We start from the raw sequence: 21,609 nt of genomic DNA on the forward strand, positions 1-21,609 counted from the left end.
ACCGTCGCTGGGGTCGTTCCGCCCCACCGCGAGACAGGAAGGCGATCAGATGTCCGAACTGCGCCTGGGACCGCTGCTGAGGTACACCGACGGCTCCTGTGCGACGGTGTGGGTCGAGACGAGCCGGCCCTGCACGGCCGAGGTCCGCTGCTCCGACGGCGCGGCCGGCACGGCCCCCACCTTCCAGGTGGCCGGGCACCACTACGCGCTCGTCACGGTGACCGGACTGCGACCGGGCACCTCACCGGCCTACGAGGTGTTCCTCGACGGCACCCCGGTGTGGCCCCTGCCCGACTCCCGCTTCCCGCCCTCCGTCATCCGCGGCCCCGGCAGCGGCGACGCCGTCCGCGTCACCTTCGGGTCGTGCCGCTGGGCCGCGCCCCCGGCGGACGGCAAGGACCCGGTCGGCCCCGACGCCCTCGACACCCTGGCCACCCGCCTGGCCGCCGACCCCGACGGCGAGCGCCCCGACGTCCTGCTGCTCCTGGGCGACCAGGTGTACGCCGACGAGACCTCCGAGGACACCCGGCGCCGGCTCGCCGCCCGCCGCGACCTGGACGAGCCGCCCGGCGCCCAGGTCGCCGACTACGAGGAGTACTGCCACCTCTACTACGAGTCCTGGCTCGACCCGGAGATCCGCTGGCTGCTGTCCACCGTGCCCAGCTTCATGATCTTCGACGACCACGACATCGTGGACGACTGGAACACCTCCGCCTCCTGGCTCGCCGACATGCGCACCACCGACTGGTGGCAGGAGCGGCTGCTGAGCGGCCTGATGTCGTACTGGGTCCACCAGCACCTGGGCAACCTCTCCCCCGCCGAACTGGCCGAGGACCCGACCTGGGCCGCCGTACGCGCCACCCCGGACGGCACGGAGGCGCTGCGCGCCCTGGCCGAGCAGGCCGACGCCGACTCCTCCACGGTCCGCTTCAGCTACCGGCGCGACGTCGGCCGGGTCCGGGTGGTGATGGTCGACTCCCGGGCCGCGCGGGTCCTGGAGGAGGGGCACCGCTCCATGCTGGACGAGGGCGAGGCCCGCTGGCTGCGCGAGCAGGTCCTGGCCGACGAGGGGGCCTACGACCACCTCCTCATCGGCACCTCCCTGCCCTGGCTGCTGCCGCACCTGGTGCACGACACCGAGAGCTGGGACGCGGCCCTGTGCGCCGGGGAACGCGGCGACCGCTGGGCGCGCTTCGGCGAGTGGCTGCGCCGCGGGGCCGACCTGGAGCACTGGGCGGCCTTCCCCCGCTCCTTCGCCGACCTCGCCGGACTCATCGCCGAGATCGCGGCGGCACCGGGCGCCCCGGCGAGCGTGTGCGTGCTGTCCGGGGACGTGCACCACGGCTACGTCGCCGAGGCGACCTGGCGCTCCGGTGACCTCGGCGTCCCCGTCGTCCAGCTCACCTGCTCACCCGTGCACAACTCCGTGCCGCTCGCGATGCGGATCGGCTTCCGTGCCGGCTGGAGCGCGCCGGCCCGCCTCCTGGGCCGTCTGCTCGCCCGGCACGGCCGCTGCGCCCGGCCGCCGGTGCGGTGGCGCAAGCGGGGCGGACCGTGGTTCGGCAACCAGCTCATGACCCTGACGCTGAACGGCCGTTCGGCCCGGCTGCGCCTGGAACGCACCGGCAAGGGGGCGGGGCTCCACACGGTCCACGAGGAGGGCCTCACCGGCTAGCGCGGTCCCGACACCACCGGCCGTGCGCCGGTCAGTGACTCTACGCAACCGCTTCGTCACTGTTCAGGAGTGCCGGGCACGGCCACTCTGAGTGATGTGAACAAGCAACTCTCCACGTACATCTCCAGCCGCATCCCGAACTTCACGGTGCAGCTGTCCCCCACGCCACGCGGGGCCCGGCTCGCCCGGCTGCTGGCCGCGGAGCAACTGCGCTCGTGGGGGCTGCCGTTGGATCCGGCGGTGCTGATCGTGGCCGAGCTCGCGGGCAACGCGGCCACCCACGGCCGAGTGGCCGGACGGGATTTCCGGCTGACGCTGTACGCCGTCGGGGACGTCCTGCGGATCGAGGTGACGGACACGCGCGGTGACCGGCTGCCGGAGCCGCTCCGGCCCGCACCCGACGACGACGCCGGGCGGGGGCTGCTCCTCGTGGACGCGCTCGCCCGGCGCTGGGGGACCGCTCCCGGGGCCTCGCCGAAGAAGACGGTGTGGGCCGAGGTGTGGGTCGGGCCGGAGGGCCGGCCGGCGGTTCAGGAGTGGCCGAGTTCCGCGGTCTCGTCGTCGCCGGTCTCCGGGACGGAGCCGGAGTCGCGGGCCGGGCGGAGCGGGAAGGGGTCGACGCGGGTCTCGTCGACGACCGGGGCGGCGGGCTGCGGGGGCTTGGGCATGACCGCGGCCTCGGAGTGGCCTCCGCAGCCGTAGGAGAGGGAGACCACGCGGCCGTCCGCGGGGGAGAACTCGTTGGCGCAGACGCCGAAGGCCTGGCCGAGCGAGCCGCCGATGGGGGCGAGGAAGCCGCAGCTCATGCAGGTGGCGGGGGCCGCCTGGGCCATCGGCGTCTTCGGGCCGAAGGCCTCCTCCCAGCGGTCCGCGGCGACGTGCAGGCCGTAGCGGGACAGGACGCGCGCACGGCGCATGCCCAGTTCCTCGGCGACGGACGCGATCGTGCCGCGGGCCGGGGTCGTCGGCTGGACGGCGGGGGCGCCGGGCGTGACGTCGGCGTCCTCGGCCTCCGCGAGCTCCCGCATCTCCTCGGAGACCACGGAGTTCGGCGGCGGCTCCTCCTCGCCGGTGTAACCGGGCTCCAGGCGCAGGTCGTCCTGGTCGGTGGGCAGGAGGTCACCGGGGCCGAGGTCGCCGGGGCGCAGGCGCTCGCTCCAGGGGACCCATTCGGGGGCGAGGAGGGCGTCGGGGCCGGGCAGGAGGACGACCTCGTCCAGGGTGACGATCTTGGCGCGGGAGGCGCGGGCCACGGTGACGGCCCAGCGCCAGCCGCGGTAGCCCAGTTCCTTGCACGCGAAGAAGTGCGTGACAACGCGGTCGCCCTCCGACACCAGGCCGGCGTGCTCGCCGACCACGCCGGGCGCGGCGGCCTCCTCGGCGGCGGCGCGGGCGAGGTCGACGGCCTCGGCGCACAGGCGGTCGGGGGTGCGGCTTCGCGTGGTCGCTGCGCTCACAGGTATCGCTTCTCTCCTACGCCGTCTCGTCGAGTGCGGCTGCCTCCGGCGGTTTCGCCGACGGAGCGGACCTGGGGACCGCATCGACGTCTGCATCCGCGCGCCTGGGCGCACCTCTGCCATCCATTCTGCGTTATGGCTGAGATAGGCACGCTACACCGGACGGGATTCGTGGATATTCCCACCCGGCCATCCCGGGGTCCCCGCCCGGGTCTCACCCGGGCCCGGGCCCGCCCGTCCCGCCGCCGGCACCGCCGCCCGTCCGTGCCCTTCCGCGCCTCGTCCGGCGCCACGCCCGCCGTATCCGCACTATCGGGCCGCCTCTCGGGGCACTATGAACGTCGTGGCAGCCGCGGACAGGGCGAATGGTCGGGGCGGCGGTTCGGGCCGGGTGGGTGGTGCCGTCCGCTCGGTCGGCCGTGCCCTGCACTTCCCGGTGACCGGAGCCGCGCGGGGCATCCGCAGGGTCACGCACGCGCACGGCGCGGGCGAGTCGGGGCTGGGCAAGCTGATCGAGCTGCACGCGGTGAACGGCGCGGGAGACGTCATGGTCACCGTGGCGCTCGCGTCCACGGTGTTCTTCTCGGTGCCGACGGACGAGGCACGCGGGCGGGTCGCCCTCTACCTCGCCATCACCATGGCCCCCTTCACGGTCCTGGCACCCGTCATCGGACCGCTCCTCGACCGGCTGCCGCACGGGCGGCGGGCCGCGATGGCCGGGGCGATGCTGGCGCGGGCGCTGCTCGCGCTGGTCGTCTCGGGGGCGGTGGCGAGCGGCAGCCTGGAGCTGTACCCGGCCGCGCTGGGAGTGCTGGTGGCGTCCAAGGCGTACGGCGTGGTCCGCAGTGCCGTCGTACCGCGGCTGCTGCCGCCGGGGTTCTCGCTGGTGAAGGCCAACTCCCGGGTGACGCTGGCGGGGCTGCTGGCCACGGGCGCCGCCGCGCCGCTGGCGGCGGGGCTGCACGCGCTCGGCGACCCGTGGCCGCTCTACGGCGCCTTCGTGATCTTCGCTGCCGGGACGTTTCTGTCGTTCTCCCTGCCGCCCGCGGTGGACTCGGCGAAGGGGGAGGACACCGCGCTGCTCGCGGCCGACGCGGAGCATCTGCACGGGCCGCACCGCAGGCAGGCGAAGCGGCCGGGGCTGCGGACGGTCGGGCCCGCGGTCACGCACGCGCTCGGCGCCAACGCCGCCCTGCGCTGCCTGTCCGGCTTCCTGATCTTCTTCCTCGCGTTCCTGTTGCGTGAACACCCGCTGACCGGGGAGAGCGCGGCGGTGTCGCTGGGGATAGTGGGGGTCGCGGCGGGGGCGGGCAACGCCCTCGGTACGGCGGTGGGGGCCTGGCTGCGGTCCCGGGCGCCGGAGATCATCATCGTGACCGTGCTGGCGGTGGTGCTGGGTACGGCGCTCGTCGCCGGCCTCTTCTTCGGGGCGTTCCTGGTGGCCTGCCTGACGGCGGTCGCCGGGTTCGCGCAGGCGCTGGCCAAGCTGGCGCTGGACGCGCTGATCCAGCGGGACGTGCCGGAACTGGTGCGCACCTCGGCGTTCGCCCGTTCGGAGACGTTGCTCCAGATGGCGTGGGTGTTCGGCGGCGCCGTCGGCATCGTGATGCCGCTCAACGGCACGGTGGGGCTGCTGGTCGGGGCCGCGTTCGTGGCCGTCGGCTGGCTGGGCACGCTGCGCGGACTGCTCGCCTCGGCCCGGCACGGCGGCCGGGCCCGGCCCCGGGTGGCGTGAGACCCGCCGCCACCGCCCGGCGTAACGAACCGGGCACGCCGTACCCCACGTGGGCGGACGGCTCGGGGGGCCCGATAGCCTTCGGCCATGACCACGCTGCAATCCGTTGTGCGACGCCGCCGCGCCGTCGCCGTCGCCGGCGCCGTTTGCGCCGGACTGCTCGTCCTGTCGGCCTGCGACAAGCCGACGCCCGTCGCGACGCTCACCGTCGGCCGGGACTCGGTCAACTCCGAGGCCCTCTGCTACAACGACGGCAAGGCGCTGGACCAGGACTCGCTGGACAAGTGCATCAAGAAGGCCTCCGACGCCAAGTCGATCGAGGTCGGCCAGGACGAGACCGTCCGCATCGGCGTCGACCCGAAGATCGCGGACGAGGGCTGGATCGTGCTGGTCAACGGCCGCCAGTTCAGCGACACCAGCAAGGAGACGTACCGCACGATCCCGAGCAGCGCGTTCTTCAACGTCCAGTACGGCACGCAGGGCGAGACCAACACGCTCGCGATCCAGATGGGCGACAAGACGAAGAAGGGTCTGTGGACCTTCAAGCTGAAGAAGGCGAAGGACTGACCACGGCGTCGCTCCCGGTCCTCGTCGCCACCGCGGTCCCCGTCGAGCGGGACGCGGTGGCACGGGCGTTGCCCGGGGCGGGCACGGACGCGGCGGCCGGTGAGATACGGCTGCCGGGCGGGTCCCTGTGCCGTACGGCCGCGGGCTTCGACCTGCTCGCCGCCGGTGTCGGCCCCGCGCTCTCCGCCGCCCGCGTCGCCGGTGCCCTGACCGCCGCCGCCCTGGCCGGCCGCCCCTACGGCCTGGTCGTCTCGGCCGGCATCGGCGGCGGCTTCCAGCCCGACGCCCCCCTCGGCTCCCTCGTCGTCGCCGACGCGATCACCGTCGCCGACCTGGGCGCCGAGACCGCCGACGGCTTCCTGCCGGTCACCGACCTGGGGTTCGGGACCGTCACCCATCACCCGCCGGAATCAGTCGTACGAGTCGTTTCCGAGGCCACCGGCGCCCGTACCGGCACGGTCCTGACCGTCTCGACGGTCACCGGTACCGCCGCCCGTGCCGCCGCCCTGCGCGCCCGGCACCCCGGCGCGCTCGCCGAGGGCATGGAGGGCTTCGGCGTGGCCGAGGCGGCCGCCGCGCACGGCGTGCCCGTGCTGGAGATCCGCGCGGTCTCCAACCCCGTGGGGCCCCGCGACCGCGCCGCCTGGCGCATCGGCGACGCCCTCGCCGCCCTCACGGAGGGCTTCGGGAAGCTCGCGCCCGCCCTGGAGAGTTGGAAGGCACATGACCACTGAGCCGCTTCGGATCGCGTACTCCCCCTGCCCCAACGACACCTTCGTCTTCGACGCCCTCGCCCACGGCCGCGTCCCCGGCGCCCCCGCGCTGGACGTGACCTTCGCCGACATCGACGTCACCAACGGCATGGCCGAGCGCGGCGAGTTCGACGTGCTGAAGGTGTCGTACGCCGTGCTGCCGTACGTCCTCGGCACGTACGCGCTGCTGCCGTGCGGCGGTGCGCTGGGGCGGGGCTGCGGGCCGCTGGTGCTCACCCGGGAGGCCGGCGTCGACCTGACGGGCCGTACGGTCGCGGTGCCGAGCGAGAAGTCGACCGCCTACCTGCTGTTCCGCCTGTGGGCGGCGGACACCCTGCCCGGCGGGGTCGGCGAGATCGTGGTCATGCCGTTCCACGAGATCATGCCGGCCGTGCGGGACGGCAAGGTGGACGCGGGCCTGGTCATCCACGAGGCCCGGTTCACCTACCAGAACTACGGGCTGCACAAGCTCGCCGACATGGGCGAGCACTGGGAGCGGACCACCGGGCTGCCGATCCCGCTGGGCGCGATCATCGCCAAGCGCTCCCTGGGCGCCGAGACGCTGACCGGGCTCGCCGACTCCGTCCGCGCCTCGGTGCGGGCCGCCTGGGACGACCCGGAGGCCTCCCGGCCCTACGTCATGGAACACGCCCAGGAGATGGACCCGGCCGTCGCCGACCAGCACATCGGGCTGTACGTCAACGAGTTCACCGCCGGCCTCGGCGAGAACGGTTATGCGGCGGTCCGGGGACTGCTCACGCGCGCGGCCGCCGAGGGGCTCGTACCACCCCTCGGCCCGGACGCGCTCGCGTTTCCCTGAGGATCAGACGTCCAGTTGGTCGGCGACCGCGCGGAGCAGGCCGGCGATCTTCTTACCGGAGGTCTTGTCCGGGTAACGGCCCTTCTCCAGCATCGGAGCGATGTTCTCGAGAAGGGTCGTCAAATCCTGCACGATCGAGGCCAGCTCGTCCGGCTTCTTGCGCTGGGCGGCGGCGACCGACGGCGTCGGGTCGAGCACGATCACCGAAAGAGCCTGGTCACCGCGTTGACCGGCGACGACCCCGAACTCCACGCGCTGTCCCGGCTTGAGCGAATCGACTCCGGCGGGGAGAACCGAGGAATGGACGAAGACGTCACCGCCGTCGTCGCGGGAGAGAAAGCCGAAGCCCTTCTCGCTGTTGAACCACTTGACCTTGCCGGTAGGCACGTCTGTCCTCGTCCTCGTACTCGTCGGGAAAACTACTTCGGAAACGGCTCTTGATAGCACTGGAGCGGGTCGACCACGACCCGCCGATACCAAGCGCTACAAGGCTAATGGTCTTGGGGCGGGTGACAAGACGTCCCCCGGTTGTTCTCTCGCGCAGGGAACTACCCTGGTCCGGTGCGTGACAAAACCCAAACGAATTCCGCCGCGCCCGGTGACCGACTGATCCGCGCCGGTGCCGTCGTCTTCTTCCTCGGCGCCCTGGCCACCCTCGTCACGGTGACCCCGCTGCTGCTCGGAACGAAGCCATTTCCGACCTACATGTTCGGTCTGAGCATGCTCATGGCCGTCGGATTCCTGCTCGCCGGTGCCGGTGTCCTGCGGTCCGTCGCCGCCGGACGGCGTCAGGCGCGGGAGGCGGTCTCCAGCGCCTCGCGGTAGCCGGCCAGCCACCGGGGGAAGTCGGCGAGGCCGGTCAGCACGACGTCCGCGCCGGCCTCCCGCAGCTCCTCCGCCGGGCACGGCCCCGTCGCCACGGCGACCGAAAACGCACCCGCCGCACGGGCCCCCCGCACGTCTCCGACGTGATCACCGACGTACACGGCCGCGCCGTACTCGCGCAGCGCCGCCGCCTTCTGCTCGGCCCACAGGTCGCCGACCACCACGTCCGGCTCGATACCGAGGTGGGCCAGGTGCAGCTTGGCGTTCGGCTCGTATTTCGCCGTCACGACCATCGTCCGCCCGCCGGCCGCCCGCACCGCGTCGACCGCCTCCCGGGCGCCGGCCATCGCGGGCGTCGCGGCGATGGCCATGGAGGGATACATCTCCCGGTAGAGATCGGCCATCGCCGGCACCTCGTCGGCCGGGAACCAGTGGATCAGCTCCTCCACGAGCGGCGGCCCGAGCCGGGTCACCGCCAGATCGGCGTCGATGAACACACCCGTCCGCTCGGCCAGGGCCACGTAGCAGGCACGGATGCCGGGCCGGGAGTCGATGAGGGTCATGTCGAGGTCGAAGCCGACGGTGAGGGTCGTGGAGGCCATGGGGGACATTGTGCCGGGTACCGCCGACGGCCCGGCCGAACGGGACCGGGCCGCGGGAACGGCCGGCGCGTACCGGACGCGGGTCCCCACGGCCACTCCCGCCGGGGACGGCTGGCGTGCACCGGGCGCGGGTCCGTCACAGCCGCTCACGCCGGGGACGGCCGGCGCGTACCGGGCACGGGTCCGTCACGGCCACTCCCGCCGGGGAGGGCCGGCGTGCACCGGGCGCGGGTCCGTCACAGCCGCTCACGCCGGGGACGTCCGGCGCGTACCGGGCACGGGTCCGTCACGGCCACTCCCGCCGGGGACGTCCGGCGCGTACCGGGCACGGGTCCGTCACGGCCACTCCCGCCGGGGAGGACCGGCGTGCACCGGACGCCTGTCCCCCACGGCCACTCCCGCCGAAGACGGCCGGTGTGCACTGGGCGCGGATCCGTCACGGCCGCTCACTCCAGAGACGGCCGGCGTGCACCGGGCACGGATCCGTCACGGCCACTCCCGCCGGAGACGGCCGGCGTGCACCGGGCGCGGGTCCGTCACGGCCACTCCCGCCGGGGACGGCCGGCGTGCACCGGGCACGGGTCCGTCACGGCCACTCCCGCCGGAGACTGCCGGCGTGCACCGGGCGCGAGTCGTCACGGCCACTCCCGCCGGAGACGACCAGCGCGAACCGGGCACGGGCCCCCACGGCCACTCACTCCAGAGACGGCCGACATGCACAGGACGCGGGTCCCCACGGCCACTCACTCCAGAGACGGCCTACATGCACAGGACGCGGGTCCCCACGGCCACTCAGCCGGGGAGGGCCGGCGCGTACCGGGCGCGGGTCCGTCACGGCCACTCAGCCGAAGACGGCCGGCGTGCACCGGACGCCGGTCCCCCACGGCCACTCCCACCGAAGACGGCCGGCACGAACCGGACGCCGGTCCCCCCACGGCCACCCCTCCAGAGACGGCCGGTGCACGGGACGCGGGTCCGTCACAGCCGCTCACGCCGGGGAGGGCCGGCGTGCACCGGGCGCGGGTGGCCGACTGGGCGCATCCGCAGGCCGGCACCCGCCGTGACCGCCCCCGTGCTACCCCTTCCGCTGCGAGCGCCACACCAGGTACAGCGCCGAGGCCACGGCCGCGCCCCTGACCACCCACGGCCAGGTCTCGCTCACCGCGTCGTTCATGTGGCCCTGGGCGATGGGTTCACCCCAGCGGCCGTCGTCGCGGCCCCACAGCCACACCAGGCCGGCCGCGACCGACGCGCCCGGCAGGACCATCACCGCCCACTTGGTCTCCGCGGCCGTCAGCCGGCGCGAGCCGTAGGCGACGGCCCAGCCGAGGAGCAGGGCGAACCAGTTGCCGAGCACGGCGCCGGCGACCAGCGCGGCGGCGGCCAGCAGGAGGAGGGGGTTGGACCAGCCGGCGGCGGGGCCGGGCAGGAGCCGGCGGCGCCGGGCGGGGCCGGGTGCCGCCGCTCCGGGCTCCGGCGCCGGTCCGGCGGCCTTCCCCGCGGTCTCCTCGGCGGTCTTCCCGCCGGGCTCCTCGGGGGCCTCCTTGGCCGTCTCCCCGGTCCGGCCCGGAGGCCTCCTGAGCAGTTCCGGGATCTCCACACCGCCGACGAAGCCCGGCACCGGGTCGGTGTCCGCGAGGGGGCCGGCGGTGTCCACGCGCCACCAGTCGGGCGGTGCCGTGCCGTCACCGAGTTCGTGCGCGGGCGCGAGGTGCGGCGGGGCCGGGACGTCGCGCGGGGCGGGCCGCTCGGGCTCGGCGGGGCGCGGGCGCGGTACGACCCGGCGCAGCCCCTTGGGCCGTTCCCGCTCCGCCGGCCCGGGTGCCCGCTCCCGGGAGGAGGGCTGCGGCGGTACGGCGGCGGGCGGCGGCTGCGGGACACCGCCGGAACCGCCGGCCGCGGTGACGACCTCGTCCGGACTGCCCAGGCGGTCCAGGATGCGGCGGACGGCGGCGGGCGAGTCCACCGTCGCCTGGGCCCGGTGCCGGTCGATCTCGTTGCGCAGCTCCGACACGAGCCGCATGCGCGTGGCGGACGGCAGCTGCCGTTGCTGAGCGATGTCCCCGACCCGGCTCAGATACTCGTAGACGACCTGGTCGCTCTCGATCCCCACGACAAGCCCCTCCGGGGTGCGCCGACTTCAATCCCCGTGAGGACCGTACCGCTTTCCGCGGGATGCCCTCGGCATATGGAATTCCGCTACCGTTGGCCGGATGAGCCCCGAGGCCCACTCAGCCCCTCGGTCCCTCGCGGAGGCGCTCCGCACGCGGGACGACGCCTCCCTGGCCGCGTTGCTGCGCAGCCGCCCCGACCTCATCACCCCCGTCCCCACCGATCTCACCCAGCTCGCCACCCGCGCCGGTACCCGCGCCTCGGTGCTGCGCGCCCTGGAGCGGCTGGACCGGTTCGCGCTGCAGACGGCGGAGGCGCTGGCCGTGGCCCCGGACCCGGCGTCGTACGGCACCCTGCTGGCCCTGATGGCCGGGGACGCCGGGGACGAGACGGTCGCCGGCGCGCTGCCGCGGGCCGTCGGCACCCTGCGCGAGCAGGCACTGGTGTGGGGGACGGACGACCGGCTGCGGCTGGTGCGCACCGCCCGCGAACTGCTCGCGCCGTCGCCGCAGCACCCGTCGCCGACCGGGCTCGGGCCGACCGTGCAGGAGGCCACCTCCGGCATGTCGCCGGGGCGTATCCAGGAGATCGTGTCGGCGGCCGGGCTGCCGTCGACGCACGACTCGGTGTCGGCCGTGGCCGCGCTGACCACGCTGTTCACCGACCGCAGGAAGATGACGAAGCTGCTCGCCGGGGCCCCCGAGCCCGCTCGGGAGGTGCTGTCCCGGCTGGTGTGGGGGCCGCCGTACGGGCAGGTCACGGCGGACCCGGCGGCGCACCTGCGCTGGTTGCTGGACCGGGGTCTGCTGCTGCCGACCGCGCCCGGGACCGTCGTCCTGCCCCGCGAGGCGGCCCTGCACCTGCGCGGGGGCCGCGCGCACCGCACGCCCGAGCCGCTGCCGCCCGCCGTGACGCCGGCCGCGACCCACTCCCCGCAGGTGGTGGACGCCACCGCGGCCGGGCAGGCCTACACCGCGCTGGCCACCGTCGAGGAGTTGTTGAAGGACTGGGACGAGGGCGGCCCGGCGGTGCTGCGCGCGGGCGGGCTGAGCGTCCGGGACCTGAAGCGGACCGCGGTGGCGCTGGACGTGTCGGAGCCGGTCGCCGCCTTCTGGACCGAGCTGGCCTACGCGGCCGGACTCGTGGCCTCCGACGGCGAGGCCGACGAGCGGTACGCGGCCACGCCCGCCTACGACGAGTGGCTGGAGCAGCCTCCGGCCGAGCGCTGGGCACGGCTCGCCCAGGCGTGGCTGACGGCCACCCGCACCGCGGGACTGGTCGGCGGGCGCGACACGAAGGACCGGACGCTGTCGGCGCTCGGCCCCGGCCTGGACCGGTCCGCCGCGCCGGAGGTACGGCACCGGGTGCTGTCCCTGCTGGCCGGGCTGGCGCAGGGCGCGGCCCCGGACACCGAGTCGGTGCTTTCCCGGCTGCGCTGGGAACGCCCGCTGCGGGGTGCCCGGCGGGACGGCGCCGAGGACGACCTGCGCTCCCGGCTGGCCCGCTGGACCCTGTCGGAGGCGGAACTGCTGGGCGTGACCGGCCGGGGCGCGCTGTCGTCCCACGGCCGGGCGCTGCTGGGGGCGCCGCCGGCCGGGAAGACCGGTGGCACGGCCGGGAAGGCCGGGAGTTCCGCCGGTACGGCCGCGCCGCCCGTCGGCGCGCCGGAGGCGGGCGCCCCCGCCCGGGCGGCCGACTCGCCCGGGTCCACCGTGCCCGTGGAGCCGACCGGCCCCGGCGACAAGCTCCCGGTGCACCACCACCGCTCCCCCGGCCTCCCCGCCCCCCTCCCCGCCGCCGAGCAGACCGCCGCGACCGCCGCCGCGGCCCGGCTGCTGGCCCCGCTGCTGCCGGAGCCGCTGGACCACGTGCTGCTCCAGGCGGACCTGACCGCGGTCGCACCCGGCCCGCTGCGCCGCCCGCTCGCGGACATGCTGGGCGTGCTCGCGGACGTGGAGTCCAAGGGCGGCGCGACGGTGTACCGGTTCACCCCGGCCTCGGTCCGGCGCGCCCTGGACGCCGGGCGGACCGCCGCCGACCTGCACGCCTTCCTCGCCGGACACTCCCGCACCCCGGTCCCGCAGCCGCTCGCCTACCTGATCGACGACGTGGCCCGCAGACACGGCCACCTGCGGGTCGGCGCGGCCTCCGCGTACGTCCGCTGCGACGACGACGCCCTGCTGAACGAGATCCTCGCCGACAAGCGCGCCGCCGCCCTGCGCCTGCGCCGCCTCGCGCCGACCGTGCTGGCGGCGCAGACCGACCCGGCGACGCTGCTGGAGGGGCTGCGCGCGATGGGGTACGCGCCCGCCGCCGAGTCCGCCGAGGGCGACGTCCTGATCACCCGCGCGCACGCCCACCGCACCCCGCCGCGCACCGCGCCCGAACCGGTGCCGGAGGGGCCGCCGCCGCCCGACGCCACGCTGCTCTCGGCGGCGATCCGCGCGATCCGGGCCGGCGACCTGGCCGCCACCGCCCCCCGCAAGCCCGTCGGCGAACCCCTGGCGGGCGGCGAGCTGCCGCGCACCTCCTCCGCCGAGACCCTGGCCACCATGCAGGCCGCCGTCCTGACCGGCGACTCGGTCTGGATCGGCTACGTCAACGCCGACGGCGCCGCCAGCCAGCGCGTCATCGCGCCCGTCCGCGTGGAGGGCGGCTTCGTGACGGCGTACGACCACACGTCCGACGAGGTCCGCACCTACCCCCTGCACCGGATCACCGGGGTGGCGGAGCTGGCGGACGACTGAGGCCGCCCCGGTCCGCCGTCGATCCCGCGTCCTTCGGCCACCAGCGCAGGATGAGGCACACTGGACGTTTGGCCGTCATGGAAGGGTGTGCCGCGCGTGAATGGTCCGCTGATCGTCCAGTCCGACAAGACCCTGCTCCTGGAGGTCGACCACGAGCGGGCCGACGACTGCCGTCGTGCCATCGCGCCCTTCGCCGAGCTGGAGCGGGCGCCCGAGCACATCCACACCTACCGGGTCACCCCGCTCGGGCTGTGGAACGCGCGCGCCGCGGGGCACGACGCCGAGCAGGTCGTGGACGCGCTGGTGCAGTACAGCCGGTACCCGGTGCCGCACGCGCTGCTCGTGGACATCGCCGAGACGATGGACCGCTACGGCCGCCTCACCCTGACCAAGCACCCCGCGCACGGGCTGGTCCTGTCCACCACCGACCGGCCGGTGCTGGAGGAGGTGCTGAAGTCCAAGCGGATCGCCCCGCTGGTCGGCGCCCGGATCGATCCGGACACCGTGGTGGTGCACCCCTCCGAGCGCGGGCAGATCAAGCAGACCCTGCTGAAGCTGGGCTGGCCGGCCGAGGACCTCGCCGGGTACGTCGACGGTGAGGCGCACCCGATCGAGCTGCTGGAGGACGGCTGGACGCTGCGTCCGTACCAGAGGCAGGCCGTGGAGAACTTCTGGCACGGCGGCAGCGGTGTCGTCGTGCTGCCCTGCGGCGCGGGGAAGACGCTGGTCGGCGCCGGGTCCATGGCGCAGGCGAAGTCGACCACGCTGATCCTGGTCACCAACACCGTCTCCGCCCGGCAGTGGAAGCACGAGCTGGTGAAGCGGACCTCGCTGACCGAGGACGAGATCGGCGAGTACAGCGGGACGAAGAAGGAGATCCGGCCGGTCACCATCGCCACCTACCAGGTGCTGACGACCAGGCGGAAGGGCGTCTACCCGCACCTGGAGCTGTTCGACTCCCGGGACTGGGGGCTGATCGTCTACGACGAGGTGCACCTGCTGCCCGCGCCCGTCTTCAAGTTCACCGCCGACCTCCAGGCGCGCCGGCGGCTGGGGCTCACGGCCACCCTGGTGCGGGAGGACGGCCGGGAGTCGGACGTGTTCTCCCTCATCGGGCCCAAGCGGTTCGACGCCCCGTGGAAGGAGATCGAGGCGCAGGGCTACATCGCGCCCGCCGACTGCGTCGAGGTCCGGGTGAACCTCACCGACTCCGAGCGGCTGGCGTACGCCACCGCCGAGACGGAGGAGAAGTACCGCTTCTGCGCGACCACCGAGACCAAGCGGAAGGTGACCGAGGCGATCGTCCGCCGGTTCGCCGGGCAGCAGATCCTCGTCATCGGCCAGTACATCGACCAGCTGGACGAGCTGGGCGAGCACCTGAACGCCCCCGTGATCAAGGGCGAGACGTCCAACGCGCAGCGCGAGAAGCTCTTCGACGCGTTCCGCGAGGGCGAGATCAGCGTGCTGGTGGTGTCGAAGGTCGCCAACTTCTCCATCGACCTGCCCGAGGCCACGGTCGCCATCCAGGTGTCCGGCACGTTCGGCTCCCGGCAGGAGGAGGCCCAGCGGCTCGGCCGGGTGCTGCGTCCCAAGGCCGACGGCCACCAGGCGCACTTCTACTCGGTCGTCGCCCGGGACACCGTCGACCAGGACTTCGCCGCCCACCGGCAGCGCTTCCTGGCCGAGCAGGGGTACGCCTACCGGATCGTGGACGCGGACGACATCCTGGCCGAGAGCTGACGGGCCGGGCGCCGGGGCGTTCCCGCCGGTCTAGAAGAACGCGTGGTACTCCATCCAGCCCGTCGTCCTGCCGGACTTGCCGTAGTACCAGTCGCCGCCCTTCGCGGTGCAGTACACCCGCACGTCGCTGCCCGCGAAGACGGACTTCTTCACCTTGGACCGGAAGCTGGGGCTCGTGTACATGTCGGCGTGGTCCCACTGGACGACCTGCAGGGTCCGGTCCTTGATGTTCTTGGTGCACGCCGAGGAGCCGACGGCCGAGGCGCCGGGAGCGGCCATCAGGGTGGCGCCGAGGGCGAGGGCGGTGGCGGCGGTCAGCCCGCTCACCGCCTTGCGGAGCGGAAGGTTCGAGAAGCGCATGCCGGTTTCCCCGTGTGTTCGGTCGAATGGGTCGGACAACGAGTGATCATGCTGTCATACGAGATGATCAACCCGATCGCGAGGAGCGGGTAAGCGCCTGCCAACGGCTGCTGCCACCAGGGCAGTTCCAGGTCCAGGGCACCCTCGTGGGGCACCAGCCACATCGTGCGGGCGGTGAAGACCAGGGCCGTCAGCGCCGCCGTACGGCGGTGTCCCTCGGCCAGCAGCACGGCGAGCAGCGGCACGCACCACACCCAGTGGTGGGTCCAGCTGACCGGGCAGACCAGCAGGGCCGTGAACGCGGCCAGCAGGACACCGTGCGCCTCCCGGCGGGCGCGGGCCGCCAGCGCCAGCCCCGCCACCGCGACCGCCACCGCCGGGAGCGCCCAGGCGAGGCCCGGCCCGGGGTCGCCGAGGGCCCGCGCGAGAAGCCCCCGCAGGGACTGGTTGTCCACGATCCACGCCTTGCCCACCCGGCCGGTCTCCCACAGCCGCCGGGTCCAGAAGTCCGCGCTCGCCGAGGGAAGCAGGGCGGCACCGAGCGCGACCGTGCCCGCGAAGGCCGCCACCGCCGTCGCCGCCTCCCGCACCCGGCCGCGCAGCAGCAGGTACACCACGAACACCGCCGGGGTGAGCTTGACGCCGGCCGCGAGGCCGAGCCCCAGCCCCCGGAAGCGGGCGCCGGGCGGCCGGGTCAGGTCGGCCAGGACCACGCAGGCCACGGCCAGGTTGATCTGGCCGAACAGCAGTGTCTGGAAGACCGGCTCCAGCCAGAGGGCGAGGGCCGTGGCCGTGCAGAGCGGGGCCGGCGGGAGGGGGCGGGAGGCCAGGCGGGCGGAGAGCGCCACCAGGGTGGCGAGCAGGACGGTGTTGCCCGCGAGGAAGACCGCCTTCAGGGCCGTGACCGGGACCCAGGTCAGGGGGACGAAGAGGACGGCCGCGAAGGGCGGGTAGGTCGCCGGGAGCCGCCACTCGGTGACGGTGAAGCCGTACAGGTCGGTGCCGTGGGCCACGGCCGCGCCCTCGGCCCGGTAGACGAGGAGGTCGGCCATGGGTGCGCCGCGCAGGGCGCACAGCGTGACGAACGCGGCGAGGGAGAGGGCGAGCAGGAGCAGGGCCGTCCGGTTCCGCACGGACGCGACCCTATGCCGTCACCTGCGGCGTACGCCCGCTTCCGCGCCGTACTCACCGAGGATGACGACCTCGAAGGCGGCCTCCAGGAACACTTTCACCGCGCGGAGGGCGTTGCCCAGCCAGTGGTGGTGGATGCCGTCGAGCGCCGTGGCGCCGGACGGCGGCCGGGATGACATGAAGGTGGTTGCGCTCATGGTTCCAGGATCGCTCTCCGAAGCACGGTCGCGTGCCGCACAACGCCCGGCGGCGCCCCCCACCGCCCCGGGGCACGGCCCCCTCCCGCGCGTTCGACGTCCGAACAGAACACCACGGTCCGCTTTTTTCACACGATACGACTATCCATCTCCTCCTTGCCGCCCCGCCACCTTCCCGGCTCCCTGGTAGCAGCCGCCCCTGCCGGGCGGACGACGCCCCCGTGAGGAGAACAGCTCATGAAGAAGGCATACGAAGCGCCGACCCTCGTCCGTCTGGGTTCCTTCCGGAAGGAGACCGGGCTCCTGCAGCGCTCCGGCAACGACCGGCTCATCCTGAGCAAGAACTGAACGGGACGACAGCCGAAGGTCACTGACCCGACGTCATGACTGATCCGCACCAGAGTGCGGGGACGGGCCCCGGCGCCGCGCAGTTCGCGGTCTTCACCGACCGCGCGGACGCGGCCGCCGTGGCCCGCTCCTTCGCCCGCCCCGGCACCCGGACCCTCGACCACGCCTCCGGCCGGCCGTGGCTCGTCGGCACCTGGGACGACCAGGAGATCGTCAGCGCACGGGCCGGCACCGCCGCCCTCGCCCTCGTCGGCTGCGCCCCCGTCGAGGCCGCGGAACTCCAACGGGTGGCCCGCTCCCTGCGTGACCTGGCCACCCTGGACGCGTGGGCACGCTCGCTGCCCGGCAGCTGCCACCTCGTCGCCGCCCTCGACGGACGGATCCGGGTGCAGGGCACCGCCTCCGGGCTCCGCCTCGTCTTCCACGCCGGCCTCGGCGGCACCCGGGTCGCCGCGACCCGCGCCGACCTGCTGGCCGACGCCCTCGGCGTCGAACCCGAACGACAGCGGCTGGCGGTGCGGCTGCTCTGGCCGGTCCCGCATCCCCTGGCGGACGAGCCGCTGTGGCCCGGCATCACGGCCGTGGCCCCGCACGAGGCGCTGATCCTCCAGCCGGACGGACACGGCGCACGGCACACCCGCTGGTGGTCGCCACCCGAGCCGGTCGTCCCGCTGCGCACCGCCGCTCCCCGGGTACGCGAGGCCCTCGCCGAGGCCGTCGCCGCCCGCACCCGGCACGGCGGAACGGTGAGCTGCGACCTCTCCGGCGGCCTGGACTCCACCTCGGTCTGCTTCCTCGCCGACCGTTCACCGGCCCGGGTCATCGCCTCCACCTGGCCCGGACGCGACCCGGCCGACACCGACCTGGAGTGGGCCGAGCGGGCCGCCGCCGCGCTGCCCGACGTCGAGCACGTCGTCTGGGACGCCGAGGAGTCCCCCCTCGTCTACACGGGACTGCTCGGCATCGACGACGTCCTGGACGAGCCCACCATCGGCGTCATGGACCGCGCCCGGGTGCTGCACCACCTGCCCGCCATGGCCGAGCGCGGCAGCCGGGTGCACCTGACGGGCATCGGCGGCGACCACGTGGCCTGGTGCTCCGAGGCGTACTACCACCGGCTGGCCCGGCGGCGCCCGCTGCTCGCCCTGCGCCAGTTGCGCGGCTTCAAGGCGCTGTGGCAGTGGCCGCTCCTGCCCATGCTGGGCGCCCTGGCGGACTCCCGGTCCTACGGTGCCTGGCTCGCGGACGCCGAGCACCGGCTGCGCGACCCGCTGCCCCCGACGGTGACCACCAGTCTCGGCTGGGGCATGAGCCCCCGCCTGTTCGAATGGGTGACCCCGGAGGCCGAGCACCTGGCCCGTACGGCGCTGCGCACGGCCGGCAGGCGGGCCCGCCCCCTGCACCCCGACCGCGGCCTGCACGCCGACCTCCAGCAGATCCGCGACTGCACGCGCATCATCCGCCAGTGGGACCACATGGCCGCCCGCCGGGGGCTGCCCATGGCCTCGCCGTTCCTCGACGACCGGGTCATCGAGACCTGCCTCGCCGTCCGCCCCGCGGAACGCGTCTCCCCGTGGCGGTACAAGCCGCTGCTGGCCGAGGCCATGCGCGGCACCGTGCCCGAGGCGTGCCTGCGGCGGACCAACAAGGCGGCCGCCTCCATGGACGCGGCCGACGGACTGCGCCGGCACCGCGGCGACCTCCTGGCCCTGTGGGAGGACTCGCGGCTGGAGCGGCTCGGACTCGTGGACGGCGCCGTCCTGCGCCGCCTGGCGGAGCGGCCCGCCACCCGTCACCTGCGGGACGCCGTCCTGTACTCCACGATCGCCGCCGAGGTGTGGCTGCGCGCGCTCGACCGTACGCGGCCTGACGTCCACCAGTGACCCCACCGTCCGCCACGTGAAGCCCGCAAGCGACACCCGCGAAGCCGAACGAAAGGAAAGACCGCGATGCCCCTGCGGTTCGCAGCCGACGTCAGCACCGCCAAGACCGACTACGGCACGGTCCTCCTCGACCAGCGCTCCGGCGAGTACTGGGAGCTGAACCCCACCGCGACCCTGGTCGTCGACACGCTCATGGCGGGCGGCGACGAGGAGGCCGCCGCGACCGCGGTCACCGAGGCGTTCGACGTCACCCCCGAGCGGGCGCGGGCCGACGTGGGCGCCCTGGTCGAGCAGCTGCGCGCCGGCGGGCTGGCCGTATGAGCACGCCCAGCGCCCTGGAACGGCCGTCCGGTGTCCCGCTCGGGCGGCGGCTCGCCGCCCGACTGGTCCTCCTGCCGGCCCTCTGCCTCTCCCTGCTGCCACCGCACCGCATCCGCACCGTCCTGCGGCTGCTCCGCCGGGGCGCCGCCCCCGCCACCGCGGCCGAGGCCCGGCTGGCCCGGGACGCCGTCTGCGCGGTGAGTCTGCGCTGCGCGGGCCCCAAGGGCTGCCTGCCCCGTTCTCTCGGGGCGGCCCTGCTCTGCCGGCTGGGCGGCAGCTGGCCGACCTGGTGCGCCGGCGCGAGCGTCGTACCGCCCTTCACCGCCCACGCCTGGGTGGAGGCGGAGGGCCGCCCGGTGGGCGAGGCCCTGCCCGACGGCTACTACGCCCCACTGCTCCGCGTCGGCCCGGCCGCCCCATGACGACGAGCCCGGAGGGGACCGGACGCGCCGGTCGCACCCCCCGGTCCACGCGGGCCGCCCTGCTCGCCGTCTGCCGCCTCACCGCCGGGCACCGCGGCGCGATCGCCCTGGCCACCGTGCTGGCGTTGGCCGCCGCCGCGCTGGGACTCGCGCAGCCGCTGCTGGCCCGGCGCGTGGTGGAGGCCGGCGGCGGCCGGCAGCCGCTGTGGCCGCCGCTGCTGCTGCTCACCGCCCTGTTCGCCGCCGAGGCGGCCACCGGAGCCGTCGGCCGCTTCCTGCTGGAGCGGACGGGCGAAGGCGTCGTACGGCGACTGCGCCACGACCTGGTGGGGCGGCTGCTGCGGCTGGAGATGCGGGAGTACGACCGGCAGCGCGTCGGCGACCTGATCGCGCGCGTCACCGCCGACACCACGCTGCTGCGCGACATGGTGGCCCAGGCTCTCGTGGACCTGATCACCGGGACTCTGGTCTCCGCCGGTGCGCTCGCCCTGATGGCCTGGCTCGACCCCCTGCTGCTCCTGCTCGTCGCCGCGACCGTGGCCATCGCGGCGGCCGTGGTGACGCTGCTGCTCCGGGGCATCCGCACCGCCGCCGAACGCACCCAGGAATCCGTCGGCTCCCTCGCCGCCGACCTGGAGCGCGCCCTGGGTGCCCTGCCCCTGGTCCGGGTGTACCGGGCCGAGCGGCGTGAGGCGGCCCGGATCGGCACCCGGGTGGACGACGCCTGTACCGCCGGGGTGCGCACCGCCGCCTTCGCCGCGGGCATGAGCAGTGCGGTCGAACTGGCCGTACAGGGATCGTTCCTTCTGGTCCTCGTCGTCGGCGGGCTGCGCGTGCACGGCCCCGGACGCTCCTTGGGCGACCTGGTCGCCTTCCTCCTGTACGCCTCCTACCTCGTCGTCCCGCTGTCCTCGGTGTTCCGGGCGGCCGGCCTCGTCCAGCGGGGCATGGGCGCCCACCTGCGCGTCGAGCAGACCCTGGGCCTGCCGGCGGAGCCGGGAGACCCGCCCGCCGTACCCGATTCCCCGCCGGCCGTCGCCGGCGCACCCGCTCTCGCGCTGCACGACGTCCACTTCGCCTACCGGCCCGGTCGGCCCGTGCTGCGCGGAGTCACCTTCACCGTGCCGCAGCGCGGGCAGGTGGCCCTCGTCGGCCTCTCCGGTGCGGGGAAGAGCACGGTGTTCGCGCTGGTCTCCCGCTTCTACGAGCCCGACGCCGGGCTTCTCCGCTTCCACGGCCGCCCCGCTGCGGACCTGGGCCGCGACGCCTGCCGGGCGCGGCTCGCGATCGTGGACCAGAGCAGCCATGCGGTGGCGGGCACCCTCCGCGACAACATCGCCTACAGCCGCCCGGAGGCCACGGACGACGAGGTGCGCCGGGCCGTCCGGCTGGCCCGGCTGGAGCAGGTGGCCGAACGGCTGACCGGCGGGCTGCACGGCACCGTCGGCGAGCACGGCGGCCTGCTGTCCGGCGGTGAGCGGCAACGTGTCGCCCTGGCCCGGGCCCTGCTCGCCCGTCCGGCACTGCTGCTGCTGGACGAACCCACCTCCCACCTGGACGCCCTGAACGAGGCCGCGCTCGCGGCCGCCCTGCGGGACATCGCCCGGGAGTGCGCGGTCCTCGTCATCGCCCACCGGCTGTCCACCGTCCAGCACGCCGACCGGATCGTCGTCCTGGACGAGGGCCGGGTCACGGCTGAGGGGCGGCACGAGGACCTGCTCGTCACCAGTTCCGTGTACCGGCGGCTGGCGACGGCGCAGATGCTGCGGCCGGCGGCCCCGCCGGCGGGCGGCGCCGATAATTCACTGGCCCGTCCCTGAGGACGTCCTCTAAAATCTCCGCCCTTGCCCGCCTCCTCTCGGAGTGCCGCCGTCCGGCCGGAAACCGGGCGGCACCGTCGTAGCCACGCAGCACG

At 74.7% G+C, this 21,609-nt stretch carries 20 protein-coding genes and 1 pseudogene; 14 read left to right on the forward strand and 7 right to left on the reverse strand.

The genetic code is table 11. From position 1 onward, the window contains the following. Positions 1-49 precede the first annotated feature (49 nt). A complete protein-coding gene (locus ACZ4VF_RS24170) occupies positions 50-1,675 on the forward strand; it encodes an alkaline phosphatase D family protein (protein ID WP_467928447.1) in 1,626 nt (541 codons plus the stop codon). Between the two features lie 96 nt (positions 1,676-1,771). Continuing rightward, positions 1,772-2,188: pseudogene (locus ACZ4VF_RS24175) on the forward strand (ATP-binding protein); the annotation flags it as partial. Between the two features lie 17 nt (positions 2,189-2,205). On the opposite strand, the gene ACZ4VF_RS24180 reads toward ACZ4VF_RS24175, so the two are convergent. Beyond that, complete coding sequence (locus ACZ4VF_RS24180; RefSeq protein ID WP_467928448.1) at positions 2,206-3,132, reverse strand: DUF3027 domain-containing protein; 927 nt, start codon at positions 3,130-3,132, stop codon at positions 2,206-2,208. Between the two features lie 334 nt (positions 3,133-3,466). Between ACZ4VF_RS24180 and ACZ4VF_RS24185 the strand changes: the two genes are divergently transcribed. The 4 genes from ACZ4VF_RS24185 (at position 3,467) to ACZ4VF_RS24200 (ending at position 7,006) form a co-directional block, all read left to right on the forward strand. After that, positions 3,467-4,867, forward strand: coding sequence for an MFS transporter (locus ACZ4VF_RS24185; RefSeq protein ID WP_467928450.1), 1,401 nt, complete (start codon positions 3,467-3,469; stop codon positions 4,865-4,867). Between the two features lie 87 nt (positions 4,868-4,954). Beyond that, positions 4,955-5,434 carry a DUF2771 domain-containing protein gene (locus ACZ4VF_RS24190; protein WP_467928451.1) on the forward strand — a complete coding sequence of 160 codons (480 nt, stop codon included), beginning with the start codon at positions 4,955-4,957 and terminating at the stop codon, positions 5,432-5,434. Further along, positions 5,401-6,168: a futalosine hydrolase gene (locus ACZ4VF_RS24195; RefSeq protein WP_467928452.1), complete on the forward strand. Its 768-nt coding sequence runs from the start codon at positions 5,401-5,403 to the stop codon at positions 6,166-6,168. Before ACZ4VF_RS24190 ends, ACZ4VF_RS24195 begins: the two co-directional genes overlap by 34 nt. Then, on the forward strand, positions 6,158-7,006 hold the full coding sequence (locus ACZ4VF_RS24200; protein WP_467928454.1) for a 1,4-dihydroxy-6-naphthoate synthase: 849 nt from the start codon (positions 6,158-6,160) through the stop codon (positions 7,004-7,006). Before ACZ4VF_RS24195 ends, ACZ4VF_RS24200 begins: the two co-directional genes overlap by 11 nt. A 3-nt stretch (positions 7,007-7,009) precedes the next feature. Here ACZ4VF_RS24200 and ACZ4VF_RS24205 read toward each other — a convergent pair whose 3' ends face one another. Beyond that, positions 7,010-7,393, reverse strand: a complete 384-nt coding sequence (locus tag ACZ4VF_RS24205; protein WP_467928455.1) for a cold-shock protein — start codon at positions 7,391-7,393, stop codon at positions 7,010-7,012. Positions 7,394-7,567: 174 nt separating this feature from the next. On the opposite strand from ACZ4VF_RS24205, the gene ACZ4VF_RS24210 reads away from it, so the two are divergent. After that, a complete protein-coding gene (locus tag ACZ4VF_RS24210) occupies positions 7,568-7,831 on the forward strand; it encodes a hypothetical protein (protein WP_467928456.1) in 264 nt (87 codons plus the stop codon). Here the strand turns inward: ACZ4VF_RS24210 and ACZ4VF_RS24215 are convergent. Beyond that, entirely contained in the window at positions 7,795-8,433 is a 639-nt protein-coding gene (locus tag ACZ4VF_RS24215) for an HAD family hydrolase (protein ID WP_467928457.1), read from the reverse strand. The two genes, ACZ4VF_RS24210 and ACZ4VF_RS24215, sit on opposite strands and share 37 nt — an antisense overlap. A 1,075-nt stretch (positions 8,434-9,508) precedes the next feature. Then, positions 9,509-10,546, reverse strand: a complete 1,038-nt coding sequence (locus ACZ4VF_RS24220; RefSeq protein WP_467928459.1) for a hypothetical protein — start codon at positions 10,544-10,546, stop codon at positions 9,509-9,511. A 100-nt stretch (positions 10,547-10,646) separates the two neighbouring features. Between ACZ4VF_RS24220 and ACZ4VF_RS24225 the strand changes: the two genes are divergently transcribed. Together ACZ4VF_RS24225 and ACZ4VF_RS24230 are read left to right on the forward strand one after the other, a co-directional pair. Then, a complete protein-coding gene (locus tag ACZ4VF_RS24225) occupies positions 10,647-13,292 on the forward strand; it encodes a helicase-associated domain-containing protein (RefSeq protein WP_467928460.1) in 2,646 nt (881 codons plus the stop codon). A 96-nt stretch (positions 13,293-13,388) separates the two neighbouring features. Next, positions 13,389-15,032: a DNA repair helicase XPB gene (locus tag ACZ4VF_RS24230; RefSeq protein WP_467928461.1), complete on the forward strand. Its 1,644-nt coding sequence runs from the start codon at positions 13,389-13,391 to the stop codon at positions 15,030-15,032. A gap of 30 nt (positions 15,033-15,062) precedes the next feature. Here ACZ4VF_RS24230 and ACZ4VF_RS24235 read toward each other — a convergent pair whose 3' ends face one another. From ACZ4VF_RS24235 to ACZ4VF_RS24245, 3 genes are read right to left on the reverse strand one after another with little or no spacing between them, the layout of a single operon-like run. After that, positions 15,063-15,392, reverse strand: coding sequence for an SH3 domain-containing protein (locus ACZ4VF_RS24235; RefSeq protein ID WP_467928463.1), 330 nt, complete (start codon positions 15,390-15,392; stop codon positions 15,063-15,065). Further along, on the reverse strand, positions 15,356-16,501 hold the full coding sequence (locus ACZ4VF_RS24240; protein WP_467928637.1) for a glycosyltransferase 87 family protein: 1,146 nt from the start codon (positions 16,499-16,501) through the stop codon (positions 15,356-15,358). Before ACZ4VF_RS24240 ends, ACZ4VF_RS24235 begins: the two co-directional genes overlap by 37 nt. A gap of 42 nt (positions 16,502-16,543) precedes the next feature. Continuing rightward, entirely contained in the window at positions 16,544-16,720 is a 177-nt protein-coding gene (locus tag ACZ4VF_RS24245; RefSeq protein ID WP_467928464.1) for a hypothetical protein, read from the reverse strand. A 237-nt stretch (positions 16,721-16,957) separates the two neighbouring features. Here ACZ4VF_RS24245 and ACZ4VF_RS24250 point away from each other — a divergent pair, with 237 nt between their 5' ends. From ACZ4VF_RS24250 to ACZ4VF_RS24270, 5 genes are all read left to right on the forward strand, one after another. Then, positions 16,958-17,068, forward strand: coding sequence for a keywimysin-related RiPP (locus tag ACZ4VF_RS24250; protein ID WP_184966700.1), 111 nt, complete (start codon positions 16,958-16,960; stop codon positions 17,066-17,068). Positions 17,069-17,103: 35 nt separating this feature from the next. Next, positions 17,104-18,951 carry a lasso peptide isopeptide bond-forming cyclase gene (locus tag ACZ4VF_RS24255; RefSeq protein ID WP_467928465.1) on the forward strand — a complete coding sequence of 616 codons (1,848 nt, stop codon included), beginning with the start codon at positions 17,104-17,106 and terminating at the stop codon, positions 18,949-18,951. 66 nt (positions 18,952-19,017) lie between these two features. Beyond that, positions 19,018-19,272 carry a lasso peptide biosynthesis PqqD family chaperone gene (locus tag ACZ4VF_RS24260; RefSeq protein ID WP_467928466.1) on the forward strand — a complete coding sequence of 85 codons (255 nt, stop codon included), beginning with the start codon at positions 19,018-19,020 and terminating at the stop codon, positions 19,270-19,272. After that, positions 19,269-19,694, forward strand: coding sequence for a lasso peptide biosynthesis B2 protein (locus ACZ4VF_RS24265; protein WP_467928468.1), 426 nt, complete (start codon positions 19,269-19,271; stop codon positions 19,692-19,694). The genes ACZ4VF_RS24260 and ACZ4VF_RS24265 overlap by 4 nt, the downstream gene beginning before the upstream one ends. Beyond that, on the forward strand, positions 19,691-21,514 hold the full coding sequence (locus tag ACZ4VF_RS24270) for an ABC transporter ATP-binding protein (RefSeq protein ID WP_467928469.1): 1,824 nt from the start codon (positions 19,691-19,693) through the stop codon (positions 21,512-21,514). Before ACZ4VF_RS24265 ends, ACZ4VF_RS24270 begins: the two co-directional genes overlap by 4 nt. Positions 21,515-21,609: the final 95 nt, after the last annotated feature.

It is taken from the genome of Streptomyces sp. NPDC029151 (genome assembly GCF_055564315.1).

What these genes read in the sequence shown, in the direction of transcription:
- ACZ4VF_RS24170 (WP_467928447.1), top strand. Translation starts at nt 50, where the DNA reads ATGTCCGAACTGCGCCTGGGACCGCTGCTGAGGTACACCGACGGCTCC.
- ACZ4VF_RS24185 (WP_467928450.1), top strand. Translation starts at nt 3,467, where the DNA reads ATGAACGTCGTGGCAGCCGCGGACAGGGCGAATGGTCGGGGCGGCGGT.
- ACZ4VF_RS24190 (WP_467928451.1), top strand. Translation starts at nt 4,955, where the DNA reads ATGACCACGCTGCAATCCGTTGTGCGACGCCGCCGCGCCGTCGCCGTC.
- ACZ4VF_RS24200 (WP_467928454.1), top strand. Translation starts at nt 6,158, where the DNA reads ATGACCACTGAGCCGCTTCGGATCGCGTACTCCCCCTGCCCCAACGAC.
- ACZ4VF_RS24215 (WP_467928457.1), bottom strand. Translation starts at nt 8,433, where the DNA reads ATGGCCTCCACGACCCTCACCGTCGGCTTCGACCTCGACATGACCCTC.
- ACZ4VF_RS24225 (WP_467928460.1), top strand. Translation starts at nt 10,647, where the DNA reads ATGAGCCCCGAGGCCCACTCAGCCCCTCGGTCCCTCGCGGAGGCGCTC.
- ACZ4VF_RS24235 (WP_467928463.1), bottom strand. Translation starts at nt 15,392, where the DNA reads ATGCGCTTCTCGAACCTTCCGCTCCGCAAGGCGGTGAGCGGGCTGACC.
- ACZ4VF_RS24245 (WP_467928464.1), bottom strand. Translation starts at nt 16,720, where the DNA reads ATGAGCGCAACCACCTTCATGTCATCCCGGCCGCCGTCCGGCGCCACG.
- ACZ4VF_RS24250 (WP_184966700.1), top strand. Translation starts at nt 16,958, where the DNA reads ATGAAGAAGGCATACGAAGCGCCGACCCTCGTCCGTCTGGGTTCCTTC.
- ACZ4VF_RS24255 (WP_467928465.1), top strand. Translation starts at nt 17,104, where the DNA reads ATGACTGATCCGCACCAGAGTGCGGGGACGGGCCCCGGCGCCGCGCAG.
- ACZ4VF_RS24260 (WP_467928466.1), top strand. Translation starts at nt 19,018, where the DNA reads ATGCCCCTGCGGTTCGCAGCCGACGTCAGCACCGCCAAGACCGACTAC.
- ACZ4VF_RS24265 (WP_467928468.1), top strand. Translation starts at nt 19,269, where the DNA reads ATGAGCACGCCCAGCGCCCTGGAACGGCCGTCCGGTGTCCCGCTCGGG.
- ACZ4VF_RS24270 (WP_467928469.1), top strand. Translation starts at nt 19,691, where the DNA reads ATGACGACGAGCCCGGAGGGGACCGGACGCGCCGGTCGCACCCCCCGG.